At 39.3% G+C, this 12,736-nt stretch carries 14 protein-coding genes; 5 read left to right on the top strand and 9 right to left on the bottom strand.

The features are described 5' to 3' along the window. Positions 1–247: 247 nt before the first annotated feature. The 3 genes from GNE10_RS22890 to GNE10_RS36115 all read right to left on the bottom strand — a co-directional run bounded on the left by GNE10_RS22890 (position 248) and on the right by GNE10_RS36115 (position 2,699). Complete coding sequence (locus GNE10_RS22890) at positions 248–565, bottom strand: acyl carrier protein (RefSeq protein ID WP_185567129.1); 318 nt, start codon at positions 563–565, stop codon at positions 248–250. A 605-nt stretch (positions 566–1,170) separates the two neighbouring features. Next, the gene (locus GNE10_RS22895; protein ID WP_185567130.1) at positions 1,171–1,983 is read right to left on the bottom strand and encodes a hypothetical protein; all 813 of its coding nucleotides are present in this window, start codon (positions 1,981–1,983) and stop codon (positions 1,171–1,173) included. Between the two features lie 593 nt (positions 1,984–2,576). Beyond that, the gene (locus tag GNE10_RS36115) at positions 2,577–2,699 is read right to left on the bottom strand and encodes a hypothetical protein (RefSeq protein WP_260447011.1); all 123 of its coding nucleotides are present in this window, start codon (positions 2,697–2,699) and stop codon (positions 2,577–2,579) included. Positions 2,700–2,981: 282 nt separating this feature from the next. On the opposite strand from GNE10_RS36115, the gene GNE10_RS22900 reads away from it, so the two are divergent. Both GNE10_RS22900 and GNE10_RS22905 read left to right on the top strand, forming a co-directional pair. Continuing rightward, complete coding sequence (locus tag GNE10_RS22900) at positions 2,982–3,167, top strand: ComC/BlpC family leader-containing pheromone/bacteriocin (RefSeq protein ID WP_221642959.1); 186 nt, start codon at positions 2,982–2,984, stop codon at positions 3,165–3,167. 108 nt (positions 3,168–3,275) lie between these two features. Continuing rightward, positions 3,276–3,479: a bacteriocin gene (locus tag GNE10_RS22905; protein WP_143861749.1), complete on the top strand. Its 204-nt coding sequence runs from the start codon at positions 3,276–3,278 to the stop codon at positions 3,477–3,479. Positions 3,480–3,997: 518 nt separating this feature from the next. Here the strand turns inward: GNE10_RS22905 and urtD are convergent. The 4 genes from urtD to urtA form a co-directional block, all read right to left on the bottom strand. Next, positions 3,998–4,744 (bottom strand): urea ABC transporter ATP-binding protein UrtD, encoded by a 747-nt coding sequence (gene urtD / locus GNE10_RS22910; protein ID WP_185567132.1) that lies wholly within the window; start codon positions 4,742–4,744, stop codon positions 3,998–4,000. Next, positions 4,719–5,834: an urea ABC transporter permease subunit UrtC gene (gene urtC, locus GNE10_RS22915; RefSeq protein ID WP_185567133.1), complete on the bottom strand. Its 1,116-nt coding sequence runs from the start codon at positions 5,832–5,834 to the stop codon at positions 4,719–4,721. The genes urtD and urtC overlap by 26 nt, the downstream gene beginning before the upstream one ends. Positions 5,835–5,864: 30 nt before the next feature. Further along, positions 5,865–7,025 (bottom strand): ABC transporter permease subunit, encoded by a 1,161-nt coding sequence (locus GNE10_RS22920; RefSeq protein WP_185567140.1) that lies wholly within the window; start codon positions 7,023–7,025, stop codon positions 5,865–5,867. A gap of 82 nt (positions 7,026–7,107) precedes the next feature. Next, a complete protein-coding gene (gene urtA, locus GNE10_RS22925) occupies positions 7,108–8,424 on the bottom strand; it encodes an urea ABC transporter substrate-binding protein (RefSeq protein ID WP_185567134.1) in 1,317 nt (438 codons plus the stop codon). 603 nt (positions 8,425–9,027) lie between these two features. On the opposite strand from urtA, the gene GNE10_RS22930 reads away from it, so the two are divergent. Then, a complete protein-coding gene (locus GNE10_RS22930; RefSeq protein ID WP_185567135.1) occupies positions 9,028–9,390 on the top strand; it encodes a hypothetical protein in 363 nt (120 codons plus the stop codon). Here GNE10_RS22930 and GNE10_RS22935 read toward each other — a convergent pair. Both GNE10_RS22935 and GNE10_RS22940 read right to left on the bottom strand, forming a co-directional pair. Further along, on the bottom strand, positions 9,380–10,762 hold the full coding sequence (locus GNE10_RS22935) for an aminopeptidase P family protein (protein ID WP_185567136.1): 1,383 nt from the start codon (positions 10,760–10,762) through the stop codon (positions 9,380–9,382). The genes GNE10_RS22930 and GNE10_RS22935 overlap by 11 nt on opposite strands. Before the next feature lie 32 nt (positions 10,763–10,794). Then, entirely contained in the window at positions 10,795–11,049 is a 255-nt protein-coding gene (locus GNE10_RS22940; RefSeq protein WP_185567137.1) for a hypothetical protein, read from the bottom strand. A gap of 306 nt (positions 11,050–11,355) precedes the next feature. Here GNE10_RS22940 and GNE10_RS22945 point away from each other — a divergent pair, with 306 nt between their 5' ends. After that, on the top strand, positions 11,356–12,156 hold the full coding sequence (locus tag GNE10_RS22945; RefSeq protein ID WP_185567138.1) for a PhzF family phenazine biosynthesis protein: 801 nt from the start codon (positions 11,356–11,358) through the stop codon (positions 12,154–12,156). Between the two features lie 128 nt (positions 12,157–12,284). Beyond that, on the top strand, positions 12,285–12,736 hold a 452-nt coding region (locus GNE10_RS22950), incomplete at its 3' end, for a DUF4332 domain-containing protein (protein ID WP_185567139.1).

The raw sequence follows: 12,736 nt of genomic DNA on the forward strand, positions 1-12,736 counted from the left end.
CTACGCTTTGTCTCCCCTCAGAGCCTGCGGGGAGGGGATTAAGGGGTGGGGTGCAATGGCTGTGGGAATCATAACTAATTATGCGGACATGATATAAATCCTGTTAAAGTAAAAAACGTTTTAGCTAAAACTTTGTATCTATCAAAGATTTGAGCGTTTCCTTTCTGCACTTTACTTTTGACCGCCTACTTAGGCATACAAGAATGTAGCTTTTTCTACTCAATTAAAGCTAATGCTCTGCTCAATTTTATTTAGAGTTAGATTTTTGTTGCTTTTTTTCGATTGCTTGAGCAACTATAGTGTACAAATCTCCCATAGTCTTTACTTGCTCTAGCGCGGTAAAGCCTAAATCAATAAAGAACTCTAGCTCTATTTTTCCCAAAACTTGAAATACTTTCAAAGAATCAAAACCAGGCAGCGATTTAATAAGCGTGTCATCGTTGAATTCTAAAACTTGACTATCTTTATCGTCAAAATCAAAATGGGCGTAAATTATTGACAGAAGCTTTTCTCGTTGGTTATCATTCAGTTCCCAGTTACTATTGCTGGTGTATTGGAGTTCCATATCTATTGCTAATTATTACAGTTGATAGAGAAGCGATACTGCATCTGTTGGTATACCTTTACCGCGATACACCAATACCCGCTATTGTGAGGTACATTTTTAGTGCTGAAAGCGTCCAAAAGGATGGAGTATACAGGGAAAAAACTGTACTTCATAACAGCAGGAACCACTGTACCCTCCATTAAGGTAGTATTATCACTAGATTTAGTATCGCTTGATGTTGAAATCCACTATGTATCTAAACAGAATTTAAGACAATTTATTCTGTTTAGGCTTTTTAATCATCATAGAGGATTGCAGATTTGAGTTAGCCAACTTATTTTTGAATTAGGGATTAAATGAGCAATCATACAAAAAGTTACGCTAAGGCTGTAACCCTTGCTGGATAAGCATTTTGCGATTTGATATCTTTCCCAATTATCGATGTACCAATTAACCTACAGGCTATTTGGTGCAGCAATTTAATAGGGCACAACAAGGCTTTAAAGCTTCTAAATTTCAGAGACTTTAACTGCTAGTTTTATTGCTAGCGATGCCTGCGGCGGCAAGCTACGCAATCTTGAAAGTGGCTCATCAAGTCCTTAGCGTAACTTTCAGTATCATTGCTACTTTGACTTATTGTATTGACCCCATGCAGGGCTATCATTCGGTGGGAAGGGAGCGCTAGATGTCTTTTTCTGCCATTCATCAACATCCTGTTCATCCCAGGTTAAAATTGTATTGGCACTTCGCTTACATTTATCAAAATCCAGAATTCCGTAAAATCTAGAAATGCTTAGCTTTTGAGTCAATTGCTCGTAACCTTTACCGGATTTGTAAACCATTTCCACGCTTGTTCTGATGTAACTGGCATACAGAGCGCTAGATTTTATAGATATTACCCCTTGTTGCTGAGAGTTTTGTTTTTGCGTTGCGCCTTTGTTTTGCATCGCCAGTTCGCCAATTTTCCTGATTGAGGTGATGATATTATCAACTACACCTGGAGTTGCAATGGACACAACTAAATCAATAACTGCATCGACACCTTTTGTAAGATCGAGCGATGAAACCTGTGCTTCTCTGCTATCTGCTGCTGTTCCCAACCAAAAAGGTATGGTTGAGAATTTATAAGCATAGTCAGCCCATTCCTGAGAATCAAAATTAGTATCAGATGGATTGAAATTAGAAAGTTGCTGTGCCTTTCGATCGATAGTTGCTACTACAGAAGCCCAACTACCAAAAGAAGCTAATGGGCCTAAATCTGGCACTATACTATCATCGGTTCCAAAATGGTTTCCTACTCCTTGATCTTCGCTCGTATCTGCAAATTTTTCTCTCTGCGGTAGCTGATCTAAAGGAATAGGGGGTAAAGGAGCTAACCACCGCTCTAGTTCCAATGCTTCAGCCCACTCTAGCTGTTTCTGAGCATAATCTGTCATATCAATTCCTCAATTTTTCTATTCAAAGATGAAGCTACTACCAATGACAGTAATTTTTTATTACTGTTATCAATACCTTTGACAACTCGAAAAATATCGCAATTTTTTTGCGGGTTGGGTTTAATTTTTTTAACCTAACCTACAAAAAAAATGCGAATGCGTTGTTTCATTAGCAAAATCATATTAGATTTAAACAGATTTCAAAGTCAAGTATTTTTTTTATCAGTAAATCTTATAATCGTTGGGGAATTACTTAGTCTTACACCATCGGTCTTTGCATTGTTTTGACATGATATTCGGTTGTTTTTTTGGTTGCTGTTCGCGGCAACCACAATCAGTAGAACGAAAATTTTTCCGATCGTTCTAGTGCTTTTTAATGTCTCTGGCGAAAGAAAATTTTCCGATCGTTCTAGTGCTTTTTAATGTCTCTGGCGAAAGAAAAATGCTCTGATTTGTTGAGAGTCTTAAAACTCCTTGAATACTATCAACAATACAGACGCTGCTATGTCGGAAATATTGAGAAATAATCAAACATATCTGTAACAAAACCAAGATTTTGCAGACATTAAACTTAACATTATTCAGCAACAAAATCATGTTAAACATGAATAAACAACTACTAAAAAAGCCTTAAATCCTAGCTGGTGACCGTCTAACATTGCTTTATAGCGATCGCCAATGGAAATTGGTGTGCAGATTTTAGTAAAATTATTCAAGCTAACTAACTATTGGATTTTAGACAAAAAATAGTAGTTTGCCTAAATTATACGCGAACCAAAGGAATTATTAATCTTGTTTATATTTCTCCGTCTCTTCTATCAAATCTGCTGACTCAATCGTTCAATAATTCTCTATAAAAAGTAATGTAAATAACTAGAATTTGTATAGCTGCAATTAAGCCTCTGTCTTGCTTTGATAAAACTTTGTTCAACTTTTGCCTTGTACTTTTTACTGTAGACTGGAAAGAGCTAATGAACTTTACAAACTTTAAAGACCTTATGGATAATATCAAAATCACTGAATTACAGTCAGATAATCAAATTGAGGAATTGTCGAACGAAGAATTACAGCAGATTGTGGGTGGTTCGCCTGAGATACCATTACTACGTCAAAGATTACTAGGACTTAATATTGACGTGGAGGCAATAGAGCAATTTGTGAGAGATTTATTTGGCTGGAATTAGTTTTTGGTTTGTACCTTTTGCTGTAGACTATATATCACAGTGGTTTATGGTATTGGGGTGCAAATCAACAGGCACGGATCCGCTAAAATTCTTAGGCAACAAGATAAAATGTTTCAAATTGAAGGCTTGGAAGAACTTTCCGAAAACGAACTACAGGAAGTTGTTGGTGGTACGTTGCAAGATGACTTGAATGATTTTCTAGCTTTGATTCCAAATGCGGACATTGAAGCTCTATTTCTAGATTATTTGGCGGCTGATGTCAGCGTTTCCCTGACTTCTCACGGAAAGTCATCAAACCAGCGAAGAGCGTAGATTTTTCCACAATGTGATTGTCAATAATCTCAAATGATTGACAATCACATTGTGGAAAAGAGGGATTGGAACACCCTAAAGCATCTTTTTCAATATGCTGTGAAAAGTCACGAGCGATACCAAAGCATAGTATAAATTAACACAAATTCATACAAATCGTCCAATGGCTTGCTCATTTATGCAGATATTAACGCCAATCTGAATATTACAAGAAAAGTAATCCCAGCAGTTTTTGGCTTAGGCATTCTGTATGACTGGCGGATAACTAGTGGTATGTTCCATTAAATATAATGAGTGATATGACGTTCGCCTCAATACTTACGATAAGAATGACGCAAAAAGGGGGAGAATTTTTAATCGCAAGTGATTATCCGAACTTGATATGAACTCATTCTTAACTAATGCGATAGACCACTAAATTAAAAATTTTGTGGTCAACAAGAAAGTGGCTGGTCTAAATACCCCACTAAATTGATTGCTGAATTCTGAATTCTGAATTCTGAATTCTGAATTTTCTTTTAATCTTCCTGTTTTCCTAAATACACTTCAATGACGCGGGGGTCATTTTGTACTTCCTCAAAATTGCCTTCACATAGCACTGAACCTTGATGTAATACTGTTACTTTTCGGGCAATTTGACGTACAAATTCCATATCGTGTTCAATGACTAAAATTGAATGACTTTGTGCCAAGGCTAAAAGTAACTCGCCAATATTATAGGTTTCCTCGTCAGTTAAACCAGCAACCGGTTCATCAACCAGTAATAAATCGGGAGACTGTGCTACTAACATTCCAATTTCTAAACGTTGCTTTTCTCCATGAGAAAGTAAAGCTGCTGGAATGTCTGCTTTAACAGTTAAACCAATTGTTTCTAATAAGCCTTTAATATTGTTCTTTTCTATGGCGCTGGAACTACCAAATAAAGTAGAAAAGACATTTTTATTCTGGTTGCTGGTAATTTCTAAATTTTGACGTGGTGTTAAATTGAGGTAAACTCTTGGTGTTTGAAATTTGCGCCCAATTCCCAGTCTAGCAATTTGATGTTCGGATAAAGAACGCAGGTTTTTACCTTTGAATAAAACTCGTCCAATATTTGGTTTGACTTTCCCGGTAATGACATCTAAAAATGTTGTCTTTCCAGCACCGTTGGGGCCAATTACTACTCGCAGTTCGCCCACATCCATGCTAAAGTTTAGCTGATTTATAGCTTTAAAACCATCAAAGCTAACAGTTACATTTTCAGTTTCCAATATTTTGGCGTTCATGTTGTACTTCGGCGTCTTCTTCTAAAGCAGGATATGTAGCAATTTCTTGGGAGCGTTGGAAAAGAGAAATATTCTGACTCCGCAACCATCCTACTATACCGTCAGGAAGCACGGTGACGACAATTAGAAATAGTGCGCCTTGAAAAAATAGCCAGATTTCAGCAAATTGTTCGCTTAAAAAAGTCCGGGCATAATTGACTAATAAAGTTCCCACAACTGCACCAATTAAAGTAGCGCGTCCTCCCACAGCTACCCAAATCACCATTTCAATGGAAAAAGCAATATCCATCGCCCTTGGTGAAACAGAACCACTTTGAACAGTGTAAAATGCTCCTGCTATGCCTGCGATCGCTCCGGAAACACCAAACACCAAAACCTTAAAATCTGTGGGGTCATAGCCAGAAAATCTCACTCGACTTTCATCATCGCGAATTGCGATTAATAATCTGCCAAATCGCCCGCTTGTCAACCAGCGACAAATTCCATAGGTAATAGCAAGAAACACCACCGTTAAGGTGTAAAACAGAAATTGTGTTTTGCGATCGCTGACCGTTGCACCGAATAAAGTTGTAAAATCTATCAGCCCATTTGTGCCGTTAAATAACTTTTGTTGTCCATTAAAAAAGTTAAAAAATACAATGGTTCCCGCTTGCGTCAAAATAGAAAAATAAACACCCTTGAGGCGATTTCTAAATACTAAATATCCCAACAATCCTGCCAATAACCCTGGAATTAATACCACAGCAGCTATTGTCAAAGGAAAAGAATAAAAAGGTTGCCAAAAACCTGGGAGTTCTGTAACTCCATAAAGTCCCATGAAATCAGGTAACTCCCCTGGTGGAACTTGCAGCTTCAGGTACATAGCAATGGCATATCCACCCAAGCCAAAAAATATACCATGTCCCAAACTCAACAGCCCAGTATAACCCCAAATCAAATCAATACCCAAAGCCACGATGGCCAGTGATAAAAACCTGCCCAATAAATTTAGCCGAAATTCCGACAGCACCATTGGCATAATAATGATTAGGGAAAGTGCGATCGCCACCACCACCCCCACTTCAATCAACAATCCTCTCCTCTTCCTCATTATCCGCGCCTCCGCATCTCTGCGTGAAATTTAAACATCAACAGTACGTCCCTTCTGCGGAAAAATCCCCCCTGGCTTCCACTGTAAAAACACAATAATCAACGCAAATACCATCACCTTCGCCATACTTGTCGTCGCAAAAAAGGTAAAGAAATCTGCCAAAGGCTTCACAGAACTCAACAACAAAGCCAAAGTTCCAGAACCGATTAAAAAATTAGCCGTACCAATTGCCAAAGCTGCCACAATACTACCAGCTAAATTTCCCACACCTCCAACAACAACAACCATAAAAGTGTCAATAATATAGTTTTGTCCGGTGTTCGGCCCCACAGAACCAAGTAAACTAATGGCACATCCAGCCACACCAGCTAAACCAGAACCCAAGGCAAAAGTCACCGCATCAACTTTTTGAGTCGGGATACCCAAACAAGCACTCATACTGCGGTTTTGTGTCACAGACCGAATTCTTAAACCCCAGCTAGAACGTTGCAAAAATATATAAACACCAGCCACACAAATGATTGTTAAAGCAATAATAAATAACCTGGCAAAAGGCAATTGCACCCCACCCAAAGACATCCCCGCTTGTAACCAAGTAGGTGCAGTTACATCCACATTTTGAGCGCCGAACCAAGGTTGAGTTACCGCTAGCTGATAAGTTTGGCTTAATAAATTCCCCGTTATAATTGTTATCCCCGCAGATAACAACAATAAAACTGCGATCGCCCAATTACGAACTCTTTCTAAATTCGTGCGAGAATTGAGAACCCATAACCCGCCAAAAAACAACAAACAAAATATAGCAATGGCAATTATTAAAACCCAATTTACACTGCGAACTAATTGTTGAAAAATTAAACTCACCCCCCAAGTAGCCAACAAAGTTTCTAGGGGGCGGCCATAGAGATAGCGAATTACACCTTTTTCTAAAACTAATCCCACAAAAGCTGTGAAAATGAAAGCAACAATTAAAGCCAAAAATATATAACCCTCAAACCACACTCCGCCCAATTGCTTACAGCCATTTTGCACAACAAATGTTGTATACGCACCAAACATCATCAATTCGCCATGTGCCATATTGATGACACCCATCAATCCAAACACAATGGCTAATCCCAACGCTGCAATTAATAATACAGCGCCAATACTAATGCCATTAAAAATAGCTTCTAAAAAACCTGCTAACACTTGTTGATTAATCCGTTTTGATTTTTGTATAAATGGGGCAAGGGGCATTGGGCATTGGTTATTCTGCCCCATACCCCATAACCTAAACCTTCTGATATTTCCCGCCCTTCGCTGGGTCAGTCCAATCACAAGCAAATCCCTTAGTTTCTTTGACAAATTGATTCCAAGGAACTGGTTCAACTGGCGCAGGCGTAGCATAGACAATATCAAACAAACCATCTTGTCTGACTTCGCCAATTCGCACAATTTTAGAAATGTGATGATTGGCATCCATTGTCACTTTACCTTCTGGTGCATCTAGAGTTTGACCCACTGCCGCAGCACGCACTTTTTCTAAATCAGTAGTACCAGCTTTTTCTACTGCTTGTTTCCACAAATAAACTGCGATGTATGCTGCTTCCATTGGGTCATTTGTCACCCGATTTTCACCGTACTCTTTTTTGAAAGCGGCAACAAATTTTTTGTTAGCAGGTGTCTCTACTGTTTGGAAGTAGTTCCAAGCAGCGTAGTGACCTTTGAGATACTCGACGCCAATGGCTTTGACTTCTTCTTCTGCAATACTTACAGACATGGAAGGATATTTTTCTGGTGTTAATCCAGCACCTTTTAATTGTTTGAAGAAAGCAACGTTGCTATCTCCATTTAAGGTGTTATAAATTACGCCACCGTTGGGTAAATTTTGCTTGATTTTAGTAATAATTGGTGTAACTTCTGTGTTACCCAGAGGTAAGTAATCTTCGCCGACTATTTTTCCACCTAAAGCTTCTAGTTGAGCTTTAATAATTGTGTTAGCTGTGCGAGGAAAAACATAGTCAGAACCGACTAAAAAGAATTCTTTGCCCTTATTTTTCAACAGCCAATCAACTGATGGTTCGATTTGTTGGTTTGGCGCTGCACCAGTATAAAAAATGTTTTTAGAACATTCTTGACCTTCATATTGTACTGGATACCAGAGCATGTGATTTTTGCTCTCGAATACTGGCTTGACGTTCTTGCGGCTAGCAGAAGTCCAACAACCGAAAACTACGGCTACTTTATCTTGGTCGATGAGTTTGGTTGCCTTTTCCCTGAAGGTATCCCAGTTAGAAGCACCATCTTCACTAATGGCTTCAATTTGTTTGCCTAAAACACCACCAGCAGCGTTAATTTCTTTGATTGCTAATTTTTCAGCATCAACAACGCTTTTTTCACTGATAGCCATTGTGCCGCTCAGAGAATGCAATATACCTACTTTGATGGTTTCACCACTAGTAGCGGCTGCTGGAGTAGCAGCAGGAGGAGACGCTGGGTTTTCTGTGGCACTTGGGGTATTATTGGCGCAAGCTTTCAAAAAAATACTGGTTGTAAAAGTTGCAGAGCCGTAGATTAAAAACTTGCGTCGGTTAAGTTGTCTTTTCATCTGTTTATAAATTTTCCTGTTGATGAATCAGCCAACTCATAAAAAGCTGACATATCAATTATTAAATTGTGATATTAGTGCCATAGGTTACTATAAAAAAGTGACTGTGTATACAAAATTTTGGTTTTGGTTATCAAAAATTAAATTTTTTAAGTAACTTGGTGGAAAAATTTATAATTATGTAACGAAAAGTTAACTAAAACAATCCCAAATAATTTGTGACAGATTATATGTTAGGGTAATTGACTGTTAACCTTGACTGTCAACAAACAGTCAACAGTCAAGCAAAAACGCCCAGCCAAGGTTTGAGTAAGTTAAAGAAAATAAAAGGTTGAATGACTAGGCGTGAATTGTTGAGGAGATTCTTTCAACTTTGACCAAAGTCCCACCAATCTTGTTCACAAAATTTGGTTGCGATGAGATCTGTAATTTAATTCAACCGAAGTGCAGAATAATTGTTCAAAATTTGAGAGTGAAGACTAAGCATCAAGTAAGTACTCATAATTGAAAAAGTCTGTTCTTCCCCCCTAAATGATAAATCTTCAGCCGGACATGATATTGCAGGATTAATTAACAAGTCAACAGAGTAATTTCATTCTGATTATGCAAATAGCAAAACGCAATGATTGGAAAGCAGAACCTATGCCTTCTGCTTTTACAAATATAATGCTAGAAAAAATTTATTCACAACAACAATTTGAGCGCATTGCCGGTGGAGTAATTCCTCAGCAAATGGAAGATAAGTGGTTTATTTTCTATGAGGCTCCTTGGTTATATTTGCATCGGAGTTGGACTGGTTTATGCATTTTCCAGGTGCGTTTTGAGGTAGTTGGAGAAAACGTCAAAATTGCCGAAGTGCAAGTAAATAGAGATCCAACGCAATACTCTAACATGGATTATACAAATGATACTTCTATGTTAGAAATGTTGCTGGATTCTCTACTTCAAAAGAGACTCAGATATTAACTAAATTTTCTATACTATCAGCATCATTCGGTAACGCAGCTGTTAAAACTTCGCTGCCTTCTGTAGTCACTAACACATCATCTTCAATGCGGATGCCACGGACATCAGCAAAATCAGATAAGCGCTGCCAATTGACGACATTTTGATATTTGGAACGCACGTTGGCATCATTTAAAATTGCTGGTACTTGGTAAAAACCAGGTTCAATTGTCACTAGCATTCCGGGACGCAAAGGACGATTTAAACGCAAGTAACTGAAGCCAAAGCGATCGCTCCTAGTTCTTCCTGCTTCATATCCTGCTAAATCCCCTAAATCTTCCATATCATGGACATCTAAACCCAATAGATGACCAATACCGTGGGGGAAAAACAGCGCGTGGGCATCGATATCTACTAAATCCTGGGGATTTCCTTTCAAAATTCCCAAATCCACTAAACCCTCAGCCATCGCTGTGGCCGCTAGTAAATGAATATCTGCATATTCCACACCAGGATGTATTTTGGCAATGCAAGCATCATGAGCTGCCAAGACAACATTATAAATATCTCTTTGGGTGGGTGAAAATTTACCAGAAACAGGCCAAGTACGAGTTACATCACTAGCCCAGCCGATTTGTGTTTCAGCGCCGACATCAGCCAGCAGTAAATCCCCTGGTTGCAAATTATGGTGATAGTGTTCGTTGTGTAAAACTTCGCCATGAACTGTGACAATGCTGTTGTAGGAGGTGGTCATATTGTTGGCAATGATTACACCTTCCATTGCTGCACGAACTTCTGCTTCGAGTTTGGCTTGGGGTGTCGCAGCCATGCCAACTTTGTGTGCCTTCACTGTCACAGCCGCAGCTTTTCGCAACTCTACTAATGCAGCTTCATCGTGGGTAAGACGCAGAAACACCATCGCCTTAGCCAACTCCAAATCAATTCCTTGGAGAGGACTTTGGGGTAAAATCCATCTATTCAACAGCTGTGATTGCTGCGTCCAAGTAGCAGCATCTTGTACGGCGATGGTTGCAGCATCTTCTACCCACGACTCTAATTCTGTTAAAGGTCGAGCCACATCTGCTCCAATCTTTTCGGCGATTTCCTCCCGTGTCGGCATTTCTCCATGCCAAAGAGCGCTGCTTGGTGAAGGATCTTCCATGAATAATTCTAACTTACCCGCTTCTAAGCGAATTGCCGCCTTTGATAACGGCAGTCCGGCAAAGTAAAGAAAATGACTACTAGCGCGAAACGGAAAAGAATTTGCTGGAAAATTGCGTGGGCTGTTGCCACCCGACCACAGAATTACGGGAAAATTAATCAGGTTCGCTAGTTTTTCCCTGCGGTGGCGTAGACTTTCCACCAGGGAACTAGAAGTTTGTGGAATCAGCATAAATAAAAACTCAAAAAAAGGATAAGAGTTATTTAATCTCGATCGTCATTGTCTTTCTCATTTTTGTCATTATCGTCATCGCTATCATCCAGTTTATCGTCGTCAGACTTGTCATTTGAGTTTGGCTGATTAGGTTGCACAACTGGTTTTTGTTGCTGAATTGGAGGAAGTGGCTTTGGTGCTTGAGCAATACAGCTAACTAATCCGCCACAAATTAACACTAAGTTGACACTGGCAAAAATGCCCCGGAAGATTTTTAGCCTGATGTTTCCCTTTGATGCTTTCATGAATACATCCTTTGCAGATAATCCTAGTTACTATCAATTTGGGATGGAGAGGTCAAAATTGATCATGACGTAAGCAATGGCATTTTTCTCCCGGAAAAATTAGTAATTATGCTTTTTTAGCGCGTATTAGCTTATCCTAAATCTTGTTTTAGGAATTTAAACAACATAAACTCATATAGCAATCTTATTTGAGTTGTGAACAATATCTGTGTTGACTGTTGACTGTCAACGGTTAACAGTCCACAACCCCAACACGTAATATTTCACAAATTATTTGCGATTGTTATAGGACTTTAGGGTAATCTCATGGGACAAATTATTACTCAGGTTGACGCTTTTACCAATACACCATTTGCTGGGAATCCTGCGGCTGTCTGTGTTTTGCCTTCTCCCCAAGATGATGTTTGGCTGCAAAACGTCGCCCAAGAAATGAATTTATCTGAGACGGCTTTTTTAGTTAAACAAGATGATGGTTTTAATTTGCGTTGGTTTACGCCAACGGTGGAAGTACCGCTTTGTGGTCATGCAACTTTAGCTAGTGCCCATGTGCTTTGGTCAGAGGGATATTTATCAGCAAAGGAAGTTGCGCGTTTTTATACCAAAAGTGGATTACTGATTGCTAAGTTACAAGATGATTGGATTGAGTTAGATTTTCCCATAAATCATTCAAAATCAACCATTGCTCCTCCAGAACTTAGTGAAGCTTTGGGTGTACCATATAAAACTGTGTTAGAAAATTCACGGGGCTATTTAGTAGAATTAGAATCTGAAAAATTGGTGCGACAAATACAGCCTAATTTCCAGCTATTAAAAAATTTACCTATTGCTGATGTTATTGTTACCAGTATTGCTGAGGCTGATTCCCAATATGACTTTGTTTCCCGCTTTTTTGCACCGGGAGTTGGTATTAATGAAGACCCAGTGACCGGATCGGCTCATTGTTGTCTTGCTTCCTTTTGGCGCGATCGCTTGCACAAGGATCGATTTTTAGCTTATCAGGCATCAAGCCGGGGTGGCGTAGTCAAAGTGTATTACGATGGAAGCGATCGCGTTTTACTTAGCGGACAGGCGGTAACTGTTTTGCGAGGCGAATTAATTACCACTTAAATCCCATTCTTTTTTAGATTTGGTTCGGTTGAATAGTTATAGTTTGAGACTGACGCATTGCACACCAACAAAAAATCTTAAAACCGGCTGTCACAATATGTAAATCAGCCTATGTTTTAATTTTAAAAATGTCCGCTAAACAGAAAAACCATAGAAGTCCTGTCACATCTAGTGACTGGCCGATTGAGCAATTACCTGGACTCACTCAGCAAGAACAATCCCAACTGCGAAATTGTGGAATAGATACCACAGTAGCGCTAGTCAAGGAAGGAAAGACTCTACAGGCAAGGTTAGCGTTAGCAAATAAACTTCAAATCCATATTCAGTATGTGAATAAATGGATGGCTTTGGCTGACTTAGCACGCATTCCCAGCGTTGGAACCCAATACTGCGGTTTATTACTCCATGCGGGTATTGGTTCTGTGGCACAGTTAGTTCAAACTCCTACTCACAGATTACACAAACAGATTTTGCGCTTACAAGTAGCAACAATGCAGCGACGAGATTTGTGTCCAGCGATTGAGTTAGTGGAAAGGTGGAGTCAGGAAGCGAGAGTGGTGGGAGGTGGGGAGATGGGGGG

The organism is Nostoc sp. 2RC (assembly GCF_014222165.1).
In the GTDB taxonomy this organism is placed as follows: domain Bacteria; phylum Cyanobacteriota; class Cyanobacteriia; order Cyanobacteriales; family Nostocaceae; genus Nostoc; species Nostoc linckia.

Excerpts from the sequence above, each read along its gene's own strand:
- GNE10_RS22890 (WP_185567129.1), bottom strand. The coding sequence starts at position 565 with ATGGAACTCCAATACACCAGCAATAGTAACTGGGAACTGAATGATAAC.
- GNE10_RS22895 (WP_185567130.1), bottom strand. The coding sequence starts at position 1,983 with ATGACAGATTATGCTCAGAAACAGCTAGAGTGGGCTGAAGCATTGGAA.
- GNE10_RS22900 (WP_221642959.1), top strand. The coding sequence starts at position 2,982 with ATGGATAATATCAAAATCACTGAATTACAGTCAGATAATCAAATTGAG.
- GNE10_RS22905 (WP_143861749.1), top strand. The coding sequence starts at position 3,276 with ATGTTTCAAATTGAAGGCTTGGAAGAACTTTCCGAAAACGAACTACAG.
- urtD (WP_185567132.1), bottom strand. The coding sequence starts at position 4,744 with ATGAACGCCAAAATATTGGAAACTGAAAATGTAACTGTTAGCTTTGAT.
- urtC (WP_185567133.1), bottom strand. The coding sequence starts at position 5,834 with ATGAGGAAGAGGAGAGGATTGTTGATTGAAGTGGGGGTGGTGGTGGCG.
- urtA (WP_185567134.1), bottom strand. The coding sequence starts at position 8,424 with ATGAAAAGACAACTTAACCGACGCAAGTTTTTAATCTACGGCTCTGCA.
- GNE10_RS22930 (WP_185567135.1), top strand. The coding sequence starts at position 9,028 with ATGCAAATAGCAAAACGCAATGATTGGAAAGCAGAACCTATGCCTTCT.
- GNE10_RS22935 (WP_185567136.1), bottom strand. The coding sequence starts at position 10,762 with ATGCTGATTCCACAAACTTCTAGTTCCCTGGTGGAAAGTCTACGCCAC.
- GNE10_RS22940 (WP_185567137.1), bottom strand. The coding sequence starts at position 11,049 with ATGAAAGCATCAAAGGGAAACATCAGGCTAAAAATCTTCCGGGGCATT.
- GNE10_RS22945 (WP_185567138.1), top strand. The coding sequence starts at position 11,356 with ATGGGACAAATTATTACTCAGGTTGACGCTTTTACCAATACACCATTT.